The organism is Fulvivirga ulvae (assembly GCF_021389975.1).
In the GTDB taxonomy this organism is placed as follows: Bacteria; Bacteroidota; Bacteroidia; order Cytophagales; family Cyclobacteriaceae; genus Fulvivirga; species Fulvivirga ulvae.
Map to the genome: position 1 here is coordinate 6,902,744 of NZ_CP089981.1, position 17,150 is coordinate 6,919,893.

Below are 17,150 nucleotides of genomic sequence, written 5' to 3' on the forward strand. Positions count from 1 at the left end.
ATAATCCCTCAAGAGGATAGTAGTGTCGTGGAAATTCACTGTTTACTGAATACTGATTACCGCTTACTATTTACCGAAAACTACTCATCCTTTAGTGTTTCCACCGGGTTAACCAGTGCTGCCTTTACAGATTGATAGCTCACCGTGAGCCAGGAAATGAACAGGGCAACGGCACTTGCGATTACAAACACTTCCCAGCCCACTTCAACCTTGTACGCAAACTGATCGAGCCACTGGTCCATAGCCCACCAGGCTATTGGTAAAGCCAACAGACATGAAAACAGTATAAGTTTTGAAAAATTACCATTCAGCATCACTACCAACTGTCCCACCGAAGCACCAAGTACCTTTCTAATACCTATTTCTTTGCTTCTTTGGTGAACAGTATAGGCTGCCAGCCCGAATAACCCTATAGCTGCAATGAAAAGGGCAAAACCGGAGAACAAGGAGAACAAGGCGCCTAATCTTTCTTCCGACTGATACTGGTTTTGAAATTCCTCATTGAGGAAGGAGTATTCAAAAGGATTATCATCAGCATACTTTCTCCATTTCTGCTCGGCGATGTTCAATAGCTCCCCAACCTCCTGGTTTTTCGTTTTTATAGCCACTATCCTGTTACTTCCCCACATAGTTGATTTTATATGAGTGAACATGAAAGGATTAATTCCATACCGCAACGACTGAAAATTGAAGTCTTTCGCTACACCAATTACCTCCAGTGCTCCAATATCATCCCCCAAATAAACGATGCGCTGACCCAGCACATTGCCTTCGGTCCAGCCGTAGAGCTTCATGGTTGTTTCATTAATAACGGTGGCCTGCATGTCAGAAGGCCGGTCTTCTGAAAATGATCTCCCCACCACCAGTTCCAGCCCCATAGTGCTGAAGAAATAGTCATCAACCTTAAGTTGAGAGATCGCCAGCCTGGTATCGTCACTTTCCTTGGTGAAAATATCTTCATAAGAGCCCCTGCCAATCATATCCATAGCAATGGCGGCATTTGTCACCCCATTTTGGGCCGCTAATTCATTTCTGAACGACTCCAACTGATCGCCAAGCTTTTGAGCGTTGTTGATCACCAGGATATTTTCTTTATCAAAGCCCAGGTTCTTTTTACTAAAATAGTTGAGCTGTTGAAATACAATAAGTGTACATATGGCCAGCGCTATTGAAATGGTGAACTGAATGACCACCAGTGTATTTCTGAATCCTCCACTTTTTATGCCGGCGCTCACTTTTCCTTTCAAAACATTGGCAGGCTTAAAAGACGTAAGATAAAAAGCAGGATAAATTCCGGCTACGAGCCCCAGCACCAATGGAATGATGATTACAAAGATCAGTATGAACGGTTCTGACCAGAAAGACTGTACCTGTACATCAAAAAACTGGCCCATCGACATCCTGATCAACTCCATCAACCCAAGGCCTATTACGGTCGCTGCAAATGATACCAATACTGATTCCACCAGAAATTGCCCCACTAACTGCTTTCGTGACGACCCTACAACCTTTCTCACCCCTATTTCTTTCGCCCTCAATGATGATCTTGCTGTAGATAAGTTCATGAAATTAATCGCTGCCAGAATAAGTACAAATACGGCCACACAGGAAAAAATATAGATGTATTTGATATCTCCTATATTGCCCAACCGGTTACCTATTCCTGCAGAGTACAGGTTGATATCATTAACAGGCTGGAGATAAAAAGTCCAGTCTCCTTTACCTTCCATAAATTCATCATAATCAATTCCAAATCGCTGTAAAGTAGCTACTACATGATTATCAGTAATCTCTTTAAATTTTTCTTCCAGTTTTACCGGATTAGTTCCCTTTTCAAGTTCCACGTAAGTCACCACCTGGGTCCATATCCAGCTCCATTCAAATTGCTTAATATCAGGATTGGTGTATATGGATAACAGAAAGTCGAAATTAAAGTGGCTATTCTCAGGCTGAAACGCCACACCTGTAACCTCCAGTGCTGTTTTGCCATCGCCAATGTACAACGTTTTACCCAAGGCTTCGTCTTCTCCAAAATATTTTACAGCCATAGCCTCGGAGATTACTACCTTATTTTTCCCTTTAAGAGCACTTTCAGGATCGCCCTTCACTAAAGGAAAGCCAAAAAAAGCGAAGAAGTTTGAGTCGGCAGCAAGTACGTAAGGCTCATTAAATACCCTTTCGGTATTGTTATTTTGTATAGACCGGAACGTACGGGTACCCATGGTATTTATCCGCAAAGCAGATTTAACCTCCGGATATTCAGATACTAACACCTGCGCCAAAGGCAGCACTGAAGACCCCATCACTCCCCCCGCAGGATCCCATATATTGGTTTGGTTGACCCGGTATTTTTGCTCCACATCAGGATGAAAATCATCATAACTCAGCTCTTGGAGTATATAAAGTGAAATGATCAGGCTGGAAGCAATACCAATTGCCAGACCCAATACATTGATAAGGGAATAAAACCTGTCTTTAATGAAATTTCTTATCGCTATGTTGACGTAATTTTTTAGCATTTTTTTGTTGTTACTGGTTATTGGTTGTTGGTTGATGTTGAAAAACACCCCTATGATCCCCCAAAGAGGATAGTAGTGTCGTGGAAATATTCAAATCCCAATTCTCTAATACTCCTTGTTTTACCAATTTCATTTTCATTGTTTACCGATTACTATTTACTCGTTCACTGGTTACTGTTCACCGACCAACGCTTACTTTGATCTTCCGTCTCCTTACTTCCGACTCGCACTGATTACTGTTTACTCGTTCACCGCTCACCGATCACCGAACCTACTCGTCCCTCAAAGCATCCACCGGGTTAGAGACCGCGGCTTTGTAGGACTGGTAGCCTATGGTGATGAAGGTGATGACTCCGGAAATCACAATGGCCAGTGCGAAGAACCATATTTCTATGTCTATCTGATAAGCGAAGTCTGAGAGCCAGATGTTCATGGCGTACCAGGCGGCTGGTGTTGCCAGCACGAAGGCCATCAGTACCAGGACCATAAAGTCTTTGGAGAAGAGGGCGATAATGCTACCTACTCCGGCCCCTAGGACTTTCCTTACGCCTACTTCTTTTGTTCTTTGGTTTACAATAAAAGAGATCAAACCGAGCAGCCCAAGGCATGAAATAAATATCGAAACCGATGAGAAGATCTTGAAAAGCGTAAAAGTACGCTGCTCTTCCACATAAAAGTCCCTGACTTCGTCGTCAAGAAATTCATATTCAAAGATATTATCAGGGTATACATCGACATAAACATCTTCCACATGGCTGATAGCCTCTTTCATGTTTGATGAGTTTATTTTTATACCGGCATTGTAGTAAAACATAGGCATGTGAATCATGATCGCTGGCATAATCTCTTCATGGAACGACCCGAGGTGATAATCCTCAACAATACCTGCAATAGGTGCGGAAATATTGTTTATTCCTGTACTGATCAGCTCGCCAATGGCTTCTTCAGGATTGTTGAAGCCCAGTTTTCTGACTGCTGTTTCGTTGAGTATGTACACGATGTCTGCTTTATTGTTTTCAAGGATATCACTAAACCTTTTCTCTTCACCCGGGAGAAACCAGCGGCCATACTTCAGTTTCAGTCCATAAGTTTCGAGGTAATGATAATCTACCGGCTTGATCTGCACCCTGTATTCCTGGTCTCTGCCTTTACTGCTCAGGTAGTAATGCGTACTAAAAACATTGTTGGAAATAGGAGGTCCCAATGCAAAAGAAACATTCTCCACATAGGTGTTGGCCATCAGCCTGTTCCTCAGAGTTTCCAGGGTTTCCTGATCATTTTTCTCCACATCTATGCTGATGATAGCATCCTTGTCAAACCCAAGTGGCTTGGAGGTGAAGTAATCCATCTGACTGGCTATAACAATAGTGGAGATGATCAAAACCTGTGAGATGAAGAACTGGACAATGATGAGTCCCTTCCTTAGGAAAAGCGAAGTTGTGCTTTGCGTATGGATATTGTTTTTCAATGCCTTTACAGGATTGTATCCTGAGAGTACGACGGCCGGATAAAGACCGGAAAGTAGCGCTACAACCACAATTACCACCATTACAAAAACGATGATCTCAGGGTTGCCGAAGGGGTTCATTTCCAGCTCTTTCTCAAAAAACTGGTTAAACATGATCACCATTCGCTCAGCTATACCCACGGCCAGCAGGCCTGAGAGCAAGGTCACTATGAAAGTATCTGCCAGGTACTGCCTTACAAGCTGCGAACGTCCGGCCCCCAACGCCTTTCTTACCCCTACTTCTTTAGACTTCCTTACGGCCAAGGCTGTAGATAGGTTGATGAAATTCACACACGCAATGAGTAATATAAACAAGCCGATAGTGCCCAAAGCCCAGAGGGATGTAGGATTAACCGATGAGGGGCTGCCTACTTTTTGGTTAAAGTGAATATCTAATAATGGCTGTAATAGAAAACGCCGCGACACCTGATCCCTTGCCTGAAAATGCTTTTTAACTACATTTTTGAATTGCTCATGAGCCTGCTCCGTGGTGGCCTCAGGCTTTAACTTCACAAAGGCATAGCCCTCCGCTGTCATCTCCCACGAGGTAATATCAAACATGTCAAAGCCCATGTATTCCGTTGAGAAGGTAGGGTAAGACACCAGCATGTCAAACCTCAGGTGCGATACAGGAGGCGTGTCTTCCATCACGCCTGCTACCTCCACTTCTATTTTATTGCGCAACCTGATCTTTTCACCGACCGGGTTCTGATCGCCAAAAAACTTTGCTGCCAGCGATTTTGTAAGGAAGGCTTTATTAGGCTCTCCCAGGTCTTTTTCAGGATTACCGGAAATGACTTCAAAACTGAAAACCTTAAAAAAACTGGAATCTGCAAACAGCACGTGGTCGACTACAAACTTCTCGTTACCGATCACGGCCAAAGGGCGGTCATCGCTATGGTAGAGTGTAGAGGCTTCAAACTCGGTGAAATCATTCTTCAGCGCACCGATCATCGGGTAAGGAACACTTTTATCTGTATCTAGACCCGTAGCACTCTCCGACTCCCGGATCACTCTGTAAATACGGTCGGCATCCTTATGGAACTCGTCAAAGCTCAACTCCTGATTGATATACACAAAAATGATCAGGCTGGCGGTAATACCCATAGTAAGCCCGATGATGTTGATCAATGAATACCACTTGTTCTTTTGCAGGTTTCTGATGGTGATACGTAAATAATTTTTCAGCATAGCTTATAAATTCCTCTGGTTCTGATCTTACCGGACAATAGCCAAAATCAATGCCACCACACAAATTACCCATTTTTGAGCAATTTGAAGCCATGTCCAAAATTAAATGTATCGGAAACGATACACCTGCACGTTTGTTTATGATACAGTTTTTGTAGATTTGGAGTCTTGAGTCTTGAGTAAACCGCCACTGTCTCAATACTCAATACTAAAATCTAAATACTAACCAATGAAGGTACCTGCCTGTGTAGTCATGAGTAATGAGTCGCGAGTCTTGAGTAAACCGCCACTGTCGCAATACGCAATACTAAAATCTAAATACTAACAAAAATGAAGACACCTGCCTGTGTAGTTATGAGTAATGAGTCACGAGTCTTGAGTAAACCGCCACTGTCTCAATACTCAATACTAAAATCTAAATACTAAAAATGAAGACACCTGCCTATGTAGTCATGAGTAATGAGTCGCGAGTCTTGAGTAAACCGTCACCGTCTCAATACTCAATACTAAAATCTAAATACTAACCAATGAAGGTACCTGCCAATATACTTATTGTGGATGATGACCGGGATGTGCTTGAAACTGCACGGATGTTTCTCAAGCAGGAGTTCTCTTCTGTGGATATTGAGGAAGATCCTTCTAAAATACCTGGTTATTTTGAGATCAAGGATTATGATGTTATCCTGCTCGACATGAATTTCAAAAAAGGGATGAATGACGGTGAAGAGGGTTTTTACTGGCTGGGTGAGATCCTCAAAATTGATCCGCAGGCGATTGTAATCCTGATCACCGCTTATGGTGAGGTGGATGTGGCCGTAAAAGCTATGAAGGAAGGGGCAACGGATTTTGTGCTTAAACCCTGGAAGAACCAAAAGCTACTGGGCACCATACTTTCAGCATTGCAGCTTAGGAAATCAAAGAAAGAGGTGGTACGCCTAAAGGAAACACAGAATACGCTAAACAGGGACAAGCCTCATAATTTTAATGATTTTATCGGTGAGTCGCCAGCCATACAGCGGGTCAAGGAGTTGATCACTAAAGTAGCTAAAACAGATGCAGACGTATTGATTTTAGGCGAGAATGGCACCGGAAAGGAGCTTGTAGCACGGGCTATACACAATCTTTCACTGCGAAAGGACGAGATCTTTATCAGTGTTGACCTCGGTGCTATCAGCGAAACGCTCTTTGAAAGTGAGCTTTTCGGGCATGTGAAAGGGGCATTTACAGACGCCAAACAGGGCAAGCCGGGAAGGTTTGAGCTGGCCAATGAAGGCACTATATTCCTTGATGAAATTGGTAACCTCTCATTGCCATTACAGGCTAAGTTGCTCACTGTATTGCAAAGCCGCAAGATCAGAAGAGTGGGTGCCAACCGTGAAATCGATGTAGATTTCAGGCTCGTTTGCGCTACAAATATGCCGCTAAGCGAGATGGTGTATGAGCAAAAATTCAGACAGGACCTGCTGTACCGCATCAATACAGTCGAAATCAGGATACCCTCATTGCGTGAGCGTATTGAAGATATTCCTTTGCTGGTAGACCACTTCCTGGGCATTTATTCCCGAAAGTACCATAAGCAAAATTTGTCCATTAATAAACATACCGTGGAGAAACTCAAAAATTACCACTGGCCGGGCAACATCCGGGAGCTGCAGCATGCCGTGGAGCGTGCCGTGATCCTCAGCGAAGGGGAAACCATCAGTTCGGTAGAGTCATTCATCAGCCCGACTACCTCCATACACCGGGTACCTTCTCAGGCCAAAACACTGGATGAAATGGAGCGTGATTTCATTTTGCAGTCACTGGAAGAAAATAATGGCAATGTAACACAAACAGCTAAAAGCCTTGGGTTGACCCGAACAGCGCTGTATCGGCGTATGAACAAACATGGAATTTAGAAAATCATTTTGTTTATTAGAAGAAGTGGCATATGGTCTTTATTGATATGGTTGTTTATTGCCGTTCAAGCTATTAACTCGTATGTCACAGACATCCGTCTCAACATACGATTTCTAATAATCAAGATAAAGTACAATTATATTGGGTAGGTCACCAAGTCAGGCAAATAAACATGCCAATCCCTTCAATTCACATTATTCTGCCCGTGACAGGTCATTTTCCATCCTGCCACTTACTTGTTTGAACATGCTTTGCCCCTGTCCAATAGCTCACCACATACTAAAATAACCCAAATATCAGCAACTAACCTACCATGTAAGTTTCCTGTCTTGTTTCAATTGTATTCTGGCCGCTTCTCCCATACATTTAGGCCAACCTAAAACCAAAAACCAATTTTATTATGAAAAATCGTAAACCCATCATGGCATGGATCGTATTTCTATGCCTCATGAACTATTCTGTATGGTCTCAGGACCAGGAGATGAGCAAGCAGGAATCATTTTATGCCACAGTGACCACCGATGATGCCCGTGAGTTGCAAAAACTCTATCCGGGCGAAGTGGTGATCCACGAAAGTGCTGACGGTGTGAGTGCCGTAAAAATGACTGTAAATGCGGCTGACCACCTTCACCATAATGTGCTTACACATGGCCCTGGTTATGTGTATATGCCATCGCTGGAGAAAGCCAGGGAGTCAATTAAAGAGGCCAAGGCTAAAAAGGCAGCCAAACAGGTCCAGCTTGCCATTAATTATACTATTGACCAAGACGTTTATGTAAACCAAAGCCTTAATCTGGTAGATAATTATGAGATTGAAAACACCACGCAAATGCTGGTGGGCTATGGTACCCGGTACCACACTTACAGCTCTGCCACACAATCGGTGGTGGACATCAGGGCCAAATGGGCCAACATGGCTGCCGGCAGAAGTGATATCTCCACCAGGCTCGTCAATCACTCCTCTACCAACATGCCTTCTGCGGTACTGACTATTCAGGGTACTACTTACCCTGATGAGTATGTTATCATCGGCGGGCATATTGATTCTACCAACCCCAGGAACAATTCCAATGCTCCTGGCGCTGATGATGATGCCTCCGGAATAGCCACCATTACCGAGGCCGCACGCGTGCTGATTGAAATGGACTTCCGCCCGCAAAGGACTATCGAGATCATGGCTTATGCAGCAGAAGAGGTAGGCCTGAGAGGCTCGGGAGAAATTGCTGAAGACTATGCAAACAACAATGTAAATGTAATCGGCTATGCACAGTTTGATATGACCAACTACAAGGGGTCGACCTATGATGTGTACCTGATCGAGGACCAGTACACTACGCCAGTGCTGAACAATTTTATGAAGCAGCTGATGAATCATTATAATTCATCCGGCCCCCATCAACTGACCTACTCATCTACACAGTGCAATTACGGTTGCTCTGACCATGCCAGTTGGGAATCTGAAGGTTACAACGCTACTTTCCCTTTTGAAGCCAGTTTCAGCGGCAGCAATCCATACATCCACACGTCGTCGGACACTTATAACCAGGCGCCACTGCCCAATTCGGTACACGCTGCCAAGTTTGCCAAGCTGGCGCTGGAATTTTTGATTGAAACCGCAAAAGCAGATGGTGGTACAAACCCTACCTGCAATGTACCTTCAGGTCTTTCTTCTTCCAGTATCACTACATCATCTGCCACGGTATCGTGGAGTTCAGCTTCCGGCGCTGCCAGCTACGGCATCCGGTATCGTATTGCAGGAGGCTCCTGGGTATCAACTACCAGTAGTTCCACTTCAAAATCACTAAGTGGCCTGACTGCCGACACTAATTACGAGTTTCAGGTGAAGTCCGTCTGCTCAGGACAGGAGTCTGCCTATTCCTCCAGTGCCACTTTCCGCACTTTGAGCAACAATCCGGTAAGCTACTGCACCTCTTCCGGTAATGATGTCAGCTATGAGTGGATAGCAAATGTAACGGTAGGCAGCCTTAACAACAGCTCTTCATCTGACGGTGGCTATGCTGACAACACCAGCCAGTCCGTTTCGCTTACAGCAGGCAACACCTACAGCGTTAGCCTGACGCCCGGCTTCATGTATTCCAGCTACAGTGAAGTGTGGAGAGTATGGATCGACTACAACCACGACGGAGACTTTACGGACTCGGGAGAGCAGGTGTACAGTGGTACCAGTTCATCCACTTCCTCCGGCTCGTTTACCGTGCCTTCCGGAGCCTCATCGGTCACTACTCGCATGAGGGTTAGTATGCGCTACAGAAATGCACCTTCAAGCTGCGGAAGTTTTGATTATGGAGAGGTGGAAGATTATACGGTAAGCATCAATGGCTCCTCACTGGCCTCAAAAGGTGGCGCCGAAACAGCCAGGGAAGCAGCGGGCATGAAGATATTTCCTAACCCTGCCAATACGGAAACTATAGCGCTGACCATTGAGGACGGTTTTGAAGATAAAGGACTGGTAAGAATAATGACACTTGATGGCAAGACGCTGGAAACCAAGACTATTTTGGAGCCTCGCGTGGAAGTGGATATCAGCAGACTGCCTGCCGGTCACACTTACATTCTGGTATTTGAATCAGGTGATATTAAAAAGACGCAGAGTTTTATAAAGCAGTAGTAGTAGTAGTAAACGGCGCCGGCAGAAAAAGCTTCATTAGGGGGAAGCAAGGTTCCTGCATGGCACCTCGAGTGAAAACCACCTCCGTTTTGGGGTGGTTTTTTCTTTTAAAAGAATTATGCTTCTAAGCTACTTCGAGGTCTTTCTTAGACTTTCTATATAGATAGGTATTGAAAATATTCCTCTTGGCAAATCGGTAAGGGTTATCACAATTAACCATTTTGGAAACTACATTTTTGTTGACTCCAAAGTACTCATAGGTTGTGCCATCAAGAAATGAGATTTCGAGCAGCAGTCCTTTGTGTTTAAAGTCCGCTATGCCTGATGTGCTTGTGGTTACGCGGTATTCTTCCAGGTTAGCCTCTTTGGTCTCCGGAGCTATACTCACCAAAAAATAATATCCATCGATGATCTTAAGGCTTTTTTCCTCTGCAATAGCTTTTTCTGCCTCATCTTGAAATTTATCAGGATGCCACTCTTTTACAAGGTTTCTGTAAGTGGTTTTTAATTGTTTAAGATCTGTATTGGCATCAGCACTAAACAGCTTGCGGTATTCATTTATACGCTTCATCGCGATAGGGGTAAAATTAAGCCGCAAAGCTAATGGTAAATTCCTCCGAAATGATAAACCTGAACATTCTTTATTTTCAGCTAAACCCAGCTCTTCTGAAACTAATGTTGATATTGCATCACATTCTCACACAATGTAAACCAAAACAAGCTAAATACATCTGGCACAAGCAAATAATAAAACTCAAACACTTACTCGTTCATTGCAGTCACTTACTCATTTGTCAGGTTTTGCTCGTTAGGGCAACCTAGTTTCGGGGTAAAAATTAAGTATACCCATGAACACGAATAAGAATTTTATGCACCTCATAAGCTACAGATCAGTTATCAGGCTTCTTTTGATAATAATTGTACTGCCGATGACTTTCATTACCCTGTCTAATTGCTCCGGAGATGACGCTGACCCTCAGCCTGAACCTACCGCAGCCTCGGAGATCCGGTCCATCTCCCCCACCAGCGGCTATGTTGGTGATACCATTGAGATCACAGGAACTAACTTTGGAAGCCAGATGTCTACAAACACGGTAAGGTTTAATGCTATCACAGCAAAATTAACGGCGGCAACCGCAACCAAGCTTACCGTGACAGTGCCTGCCGGTGCTACCTCAGGAAAAGTAAGTGTAGTAACAAATGCCGACACAGCAACCGGACCTGAATTTACTGTTTTATCTCTTCATTCGGTTGATTCGTTTTCACCAAGATCAGGGGAAGTAGGCACTGAAGTGATTATTTCAGGAAGTAACTTTGGCAGTAACAAGAGCCTGGTTACACTTACTCTCAATAGCCTTTCTATTCCTGTACTTGCCGTTAATGATACTCAAATCACAGCCTCCATTCCAACCGGAGCAGCTACAGGAAAATTTACTGTCACCATCAATGGTAAAGCAGTAGAGTCTGCCACCACCTTTAGCCTGATCACTGAAAATCCCGTAATCTCTAATTTTTATCCATCCGGAGGGGTAGCAGGTGGGCAGGTTATTATTGCCGGCTCCAACTTCAGCCTCACTCCTGAAGATAATATTGTAAAATTCAACGGAGTGGCAGCCAAAGTTATCAACGCTTCTTCCTCACAGCTTAAAGTGATAACAAACTACGGTACTACCACCGGCAAAATTGAAATAACGGTTACCGGAAAATCAGGTATATCAGCCATGGATTTTGAAATACTGGCACCGGTAGTTACTTCATTTGGTCCTGATAAGGCAGGGATTGGCTCTACGATACAACTCTACGGCAGTAATTTTGGTGACAGCCTTGAGTTAATCAAGGTAAAATTCAACGGGGTCGAAACCGAGCCTTATTACCTGCCTAGTACTAATATAGTATGGGTAAGAGTACCTTCAGGAGCAACCACGGGTAAAATCACCGTGAATGTCGGGGGTACTGATGGCGTATCCGCAACTGATTTCACCGTGTTGCCCGGACTATGGGAAAAGATAGCACAGTTACCCCAGTCACCAAGCAGAATGGATGCCATCACTTTTTCTTACGGAAGCAAAGTTTACGCAGGACTTGGGCAATTACAAACCAAAGATTTCTGGGAATACAACCCTGACTCCGACACCTGGACACAAAAGGCGGATTTCGGAGGCACATCCAGGGCTTACGCTTCAGCATTTACATTATCAGGCAAAGGTTATGTAATAGGTGGTGCAAACAATGAGTCCCCTTATAATCAACTCAGTGAAGTCTGGCAATACGACCCTTCAGCAAACACATGGACACAAAAGGCGGATTTTCCGGGAGGGCCAAAACTCCATGCTGTAGCTTTTAACATTTATGGCAAGGGGTACATTACAACAGGAAAATCAGATAATGCTTACAAAAAAGATATGTGGGAATACGACCCGGACAGTGATACCTGGACTGAAAAAGCATCAATGCCCGCCTCCGCTTCCGTAAGAATATATGCTGCTGGCTTCAGTGTAAACGGAAAAGGATATGTAGGTACAGGCTTTAATGGCTCGGTAAAGCTAAAAGACTTCTGGGAATTTGACCCTGTAGCCAACTCCTGGACTCAAAAGACAGATTTTCCCGGGGATGCCAGAAATTCAGGCATTGGTTTTTCTACCGGCTCTTATGGGTATATGGGATTGGGTGTTACTAACGTAGCTCAAAGTGATTTTTATCAGTACAACCCTGTGGCAAACAGTTGGACCATGAAATCTAACCTGCCGTACACCATGCAACAGGTAGCCAGTACCAGCACTCCGGGTGGATATGGTTATATCATAGGAGGAAACGGCTCTGTTAGCTCTACATTCAAATATATTGAAGACTAAACGATGTATAAAATTCCCCGCACTTTAATAAACATTGTGCGGGGAGTTTCTCTCTCATAATCAAAAAAAATATGTTAAAGCTTATTCATTTACTTATGTTGACAACAGCGCTGGCCGCCTGCAGCCGAGTGGAAAATGCGCCCCTTATTTCAGCGCACAAGGGTACCTCCGGAGAAATTAAAATCATAGAGAATAATGATGGTAGCTTTGGTTATGAGATCTGGCTTAATGGCAAGAGGAAAATTATTCAACCCACCATACCGGCAATCCACGGTCACAGAGGTTTTCTATCTGAATTAAGCGCCCGGAAAACGGCCGAACTTATGGTAAACAAAATCGAATCGGGAGAGATGCCCCCAAGCATAACCCTTGAAGAGCTTACTCAACTGGGAGCCCTTGACCAATAAATTTAGTAAGCCTCAGTGTATAAAGAGTGTCACTGTTTTTGGCTAATTTGTGAAATGATTATCAGAAGCCTTTACTGTCTCTGCTTCACGGTTACTCTGGGAGTATCGGTTATGGCACAACATCAGGAAATTGATAGCCTATTGTCTATTGCCAATCATGCTTCCCTTGAGGGAAATACTGAAAAAGAAATTACAACTCTGATTGATGTAAGCAGCTTATATGCTGAAAAGCAACAATACACCCAATCAATAGATATAGCAAGGGATGGACTAGTGAAAACCGCCCGGCTTATGGATCAATCATCCGAAAATTTATCAGCGTTAAAGCTCAAGGCTAAGTTATTAGGCCGGCTTGGTTATGCTTTTTACAACATCAGCACTTATGATAGCGCCCAATATTATTACCTGCAATCCCTATCCGTCTCGCAACTGTTGAAAGATACACTCTCAATGGGGTTAACCTATAATTCTCTCTCGATAACATCAAGTAGGTTAGGACAGACTGAGGAAGCGCTCAAACTACTGCTTCAAGCTGCGGAAATGCTTGAAAGTATAGACGAAAAGAAGAAGCTTTCTGCCATTTATAATAACATTGGGAATATTCTGAGTAATCCTCTGGGTGAATATGAGAGGGCAAGAAGATATTTTCAAAAGGCCAATGCCATGAATAATGATGAAAAATTTATGGCATCCAGATACAATAACATTGCTATGACGTTTGACTATAAAACAGAAAGAGATTCGGCGCTGTTTTACCTGCTCAAAGCCGAAAAGCTTCACAGGAAAAACAACAACCAAAGAAATCTTGTAGAGTGCCTGAATAACATTTCAAACTTGTATGCTACCCATAATGAGCATTTCAAAGCAAGGGAATATCTGCTGGAAGCAGAAACTATAGGCAAGCTCATTGGATACCAGCATAACCTAAGCGATACCTATTTTAATCTATCAAACAATGCCATGGCCCTTAAAAACTTTAGGAAAGCGCTTGTCTATGCCCGAGAATCTTTAAAGCTGGCACAAACCCTGAAGCTAACCCCCAGTATTAAAGACTCTTATTGGCAAATGGGAGATGTATATAAAAATTTAGGTAATGCAGATTCGGCTTACAGCTACATGTTAAAATTCCACATGCTCAACGACAGTATTTTTCGTGAACAAAACAAAGAGCGTATTGCATCAATGGAGCGACAATATCAGACCGAAAAAAAGGAACAGCAAATCAACAGCCTCCGGCAAGAGGCTTCAATCAACCAACTGGAAATTAAACAAAAAAATATGTGGTTAATCGGATCAGCCATAACTTCAGTTTTACTGCTGGTGGCTGGCAGTACCTATATCGGCCAACGTAAGTTGCGCTTTAAACAACAGACCCTCACCTTGGAGCAGAAGCTGCTCCGCACACAAATGAATCCACATTTCCTGTTCAACTCGCTCATGTGTATCCAGCATTTTATTTATCAAAACAACCCGGCTGAGGCGGGGAAGTACCTGTCTAAATACGCCCGGCTAATGCGGTTGATACTGGAAAATTCGCGATTGGATTTTGTGCCAATTCACAAGGAGGTGGAAGCTTTACAGTATTACTTTGAATTACAACGCCTCCGGTTTAAAAACAAGTTTGAGTATAACATCACGGTAGACCCGGAAATTACTGAAGACGTTATGATCCCTCCCATGTTTGCCCAGCCCTTCATCGAAAACTCCCTGGAGCATGGCATTTTACAAAAAAGTGAGAAAGGAATAGTCAATGTGAAATTTGAAATGAGTGATAACAGGATTCATTTCAGTGTAACAGACAACGGAGTAGGTATTAAAGCTTCCGGTCAGCATAATACAGGTGATCACCAGTCACTAGCCACAAAAATTACCCGTGAACGCCTCAACAACCTGTACAAAGGCAAAAGCACGCTTGCTTCGATGAAAATCAGTGAACTCCGGGATGATAATGATTTTATTACCGGAACACAAGCCTCATTTTATATACCCTATAGTTTAGCATAATGCGAGCAATTATAATTGACGATGAAGAAAATATCCGTATCACCATACGCAATATGCTGCATGTGCACTGTCCGGAAATAAAGGTAGTAGCAGAAGCGGAGGGTGTTAATTCGGCGGTAATGCAAATAGAAAGGTATATGCCTGATCTTGTATTTCTGGATGTAAATATCCAGGGAGGCACCGGCTTTGACCTGCTCAAGCTTGTAAACCATACGGCCTTTAAGCTGATCTTTATTACAGCATACGATGAATTTGCCCTCAGAGCTTTTAAATATAGCGCTGTGGATTACCTGCTAAAGCCTATTGACCCGGAAGAACTTGAAGCAGCTGTAAGTAAAGCAATAGATGCACATAGTATCAATGATCAGCGACACCAGTTCTCACTTTTGCTCAATTCATATAAACATACAGCTTCCTCGCCACAAAAGATCATTTTAAAAACAACAGAAAGTATCCACTTGGTGTCCATTCCTGACATTATACGGTGTGAAGCTCAGGGTAATTATACACAGTTTTCGCTGACTCATAACAGGAAAATATTGGTCTCAAAAACATTAAAGGAGTATGATGAGTTGCTATCTGATCACAACTTCTTCAGGGTGCACCACTCGCACTTAATCAATATCGAGTTTATAGAGCGGATAGATAAGCGCGAAGGAGGTTATGTTGTGTTGGAAGACCACTCCGAGATCCCTATATCCGTCCGCAAGCGCGATCAACTTTTTAAAATTTTAAAAATATAAAGGAGAAGGAGGAAACTATACAATACGAAACCCGATATTTCCGGCTTCTTTAGGGTGTATAACCCTCTCCGACGCGGAGATGGAGTTTTGACTTTGCTAATTATTCGGTTGATTAACATATGATATCACACTCAAAAAATGGCATGAACTACGCCCAAAACCGTCATTCCTGAATTTTCGTACGTGAACGTATTCTATGCAGGAATTTAATGAAAATATCAGGAATCTCCCCGATCCAGGGCAGTGCCCAAACATTCTGTAGCACATTTAATCAGGGGATTCCAAAGCTCCGCTTCGCTGCGTTTGGAATGACGGGTAGAAACTCCCGCTGTATTTTCACAAGCATGTATCAGTTTATTCAAGCACAAAATAACCCTACGGAGTTACTACATTTAAATCCAGTGAAAACTGATATCTGTTAAACGAATCAGGATTATATAGGACTTTAGAGACAATCTGTAACTTCTTGTTACTTTCAGCATCCAGCCACACCCAATCATTAGGGATTTCGCTTAGAACTTGTTCCACTTGCTCTTTAAATTTCTCGTCACCATGGGCATGAATAAATTTATAAGTACCATTTTGATCTACTTCATAAACTACTTCTGAGGACTTGGATATGGGAGATTTCATTTTTATCTCAAACTGAAGTGTATGGTAGCTGTTATAAAATCTCTCCGGCCCTCCTAAAAAGGCTAAAAAATCATTATCCTCCTCTCGCAAACGGTTCAGAACAAACTCCTTTGAGGAGTGATCAAATTGATGAATCAAATAGCCTGATCTTGAATAATAACTCCATACACCCACCTTTTTATCTTCACTGTACTTACCAGAACACACAATTTGCTGCCCGGTGGAATCAAACGCTACAATGAACCCATCCTTACCACTGATCGCCGAAGTTCTCTTCTCGGCTCCAAGCAAAGTTTGTAAGCTCTTACCATTACTTAATCCCGGATAATAATACCTCCAGTTTCCTTCTCTCTTCCCATTCCTATACTCGCCAGCTGATTTCAGAAAATTACTTGGGTTTGAATAATAAAAAGTCAGCCAGACACCATCCTTTATTCCATACTTATAATAACCATACTCAATGAGAAACTGATTATTCAAAATATCTTTAAAAGTGGTTAGCGACTCTCCATACTTCATATTTTTATCAGCCTTTAGCACGTAATACTCCTGGGTAATTCCCCCCTTATTCTTCTTCTTTTTCGTCAGCTCTTGAGCATAAGATATTTCAGCTACAAAGCACAATAACAGTAAACAAACCAACCTATATTTCATTAGAATCATTTTTATGCGGCAAATATAATAATTTGACATACAAGTGGTCCATTAAACATTCTGACATACCATCACTCAACAGTGCTGCTAATTTTGCCCCTTGTAGTTTAGC

Annotated in this window: 10 protein-coding genes; 6 read left to right on the top strand and 4 right to left on the bottom strand. The window is 43.0% G+C overall.

The window, feature by feature from the left end:
* Positions 1-80: 80 nt before the first annotated feature.
* Positions 81-2,519, bottom strand: coding sequence for an ABC transporter permease (locus LVD17_RS28035; protein WP_233763705.1), 2,439 nt, complete (start codon positions 2,517-2,519; stop codon positions 81-83).
* A gap of 271 nt (positions 2,520-2,790) precedes the next feature.
* Positions 2,791-5,217 carry an ABC transporter permease gene (locus LVD17_RS28040; protein ID WP_233763706.1) on the bottom strand — a complete coding sequence of 809 codons (2,427 nt, stop codon included), beginning with the start codon at positions 5,215-5,217 and terminating at the stop codon, positions 2,791-2,793.
* A 527-nt stretch (positions 5,218-5,744) separates the two neighbouring features.
* Between LVD17_RS28040 and LVD17_RS28045 the strand changes: the two genes are divergently transcribed.
* Both LVD17_RS28045 and LVD17_RS28050 read left to right on the top strand, forming a co-directional pair.
* A complete protein-coding gene (locus tag LVD17_RS28045) occupies positions 5,745-7,115 on the top strand; it encodes a sigma-54-dependent transcriptional regulator (protein WP_233763707.1) in 1,371 nt (456 codons plus the stop codon).
* Positions 7,116-7,516: 401 nt separating this feature from the next.
* Positions 7,517-9,745 (top strand): M20/M25/M40 family metallo-hydrolase, encoded by a 2,229-nt coding sequence (locus tag LVD17_RS28050; RefSeq protein WP_233763708.1) that lies wholly within the window; start codon positions 7,517-7,519, stop codon positions 9,743-9,745.
* A 124-nt stretch (positions 9,746-9,869) separates the two neighbouring features.
* On the opposite strand, the gene LVD17_RS28055 is transcribed toward LVD17_RS28050, so the two are convergent.
* The gene (locus LVD17_RS28055) at positions 9,870-10,316 is read right to left on the bottom strand and encodes a KTSC domain-containing protein (RefSeq protein ID WP_233763709.1); all 447 of its coding nucleotides are present in this window, start codon (positions 10,314-10,316) and stop codon (positions 9,870-9,872) included.
* 277 nt (positions 10,317-10,593) lie between these two features.
* On the opposite strand from LVD17_RS28055, the gene LVD17_RS28060 reads away from it, so the two are divergent.
* The 4 genes from LVD17_RS28060 to LVD17_RS28075 all read left to right on the top strand — a co-directional run bounded on the left by LVD17_RS28060 (position 10,594) and on the right by LVD17_RS28075 (position 15,751).
* Positions 10,594-12,597, top strand: coding sequence for an IPT/TIG domain-containing protein (locus LVD17_RS28060; protein WP_233763711.1), 2,004 nt, complete (start codon positions 10,594-10,596; stop codon positions 12,595-12,597).
* 71 nt (positions 12,598-12,668) lie between these two features.
* A complete protein-coding gene (locus LVD17_RS28065; protein ID WP_233763712.1) occupies positions 12,669-13,004 on the top strand; it encodes a DUF4907 domain-containing protein in 336 nt (111 codons plus the stop codon).
* A 54-nt stretch (positions 13,005-13,058) separates the two neighbouring features.
* Positions 13,059-15,008 carry a histidine kinase gene (locus LVD17_RS28070; protein WP_233763713.1) on the top strand — a complete coding sequence of 650 codons (1,950 nt, stop codon included), beginning with the start codon at positions 13,059-13,061 and terminating at the stop codon, positions 15,006-15,008.
* The gene (locus LVD17_RS28075; RefSeq protein ID WP_233763714.1) at positions 15,008-15,751 is read left to right on the top strand and encodes a LytR/AlgR family response regulator transcription factor; all 744 of its coding nucleotides are present in this window, start codon (positions 15,008-15,010) and stop codon (positions 15,749-15,751) included. Before LVD17_RS28070 ends, LVD17_RS28075 begins: the two co-directional genes overlap by 1 nt.
* Before the next feature lie 375 nt (positions 15,752-16,126).
* Here the strand turns inward: LVD17_RS28075 and LVD17_RS28080 are convergent, their stop codons facing one another.
* Entirely contained in the window at positions 16,127-17,038 is a 912-nt protein-coding gene (locus tag LVD17_RS28080; RefSeq protein ID WP_233763715.1) for a toxin-antitoxin system YwqK family antitoxin, read from the bottom strand.
* Positions 17,039-17,150: the final 112 nt, after the last annotated feature.

Bases quoted from the DNA above. Each gene is read 5' to 3' on its own strand.
- LVD17_RS28075 (WP_233763714.1), top strand. From the start codon at position 15,008: ATGCGAGCAATTATAATTGACGATGAAGAAAATATCCGTATCACCATA.
- LVD17_RS28055 (WP_233763709.1), bottom strand. From the start codon at position 10,316: ATGAAGCGTATAAATGAATACCGCAAGCTGTTTAGTGCTGATGCCAAT.
- LVD17_RS28050 (WP_233763708.1), top strand. From the start codon at position 7,517: ATGAAAAATCGTAAACCCATCATGGCATGGATCGTATTTCTATGCCTC.
- LVD17_RS28035 (WP_233763705.1), bottom strand. From the start codon at position 2,519: ATGCTAAAAAATTACGTCAACATAGCGATAAGAAATTTCATTAAAGAC.
- LVD17_RS28070 (WP_233763713.1), top strand. From the start codon at position 13,059: ATGATTATCAGAAGCCTTTACTGTCTCTGCTTCACGGTTACTCTGGGA.
- LVD17_RS28080 (WP_233763715.1), bottom strand. From the start codon at position 17,038: ATGAAATATAGGTTGGTTTGTTTACTGTTATTGTGCTTTGTAGCTGAA.
- LVD17_RS28060 (WP_233763711.1), top strand. From the start codon at position 10,594: ATGAACACGAATAAGAATTTTATGCACCTCATAAGCTACAGATCAGTT.
- LVD17_RS28065 (WP_233763712.1), top strand. From the start codon at position 12,669: ATGTTAAAGCTTATTCATTTACTTATGTTGACAACAGCGCTGGCCGCC.
- LVD17_RS28045 (WP_233763707.1), top strand. From the start codon at position 5,745: ATGAAGGTACCTGCCAATATACTTATTGTGGATGATGACCGGGATGTG.
- LVD17_RS28040 (WP_233763706.1), bottom strand. From the start codon at position 5,217: ATGCTGAAAAATTATTTACGTATCACCATCAGAAACCTGCAAAAGAAC.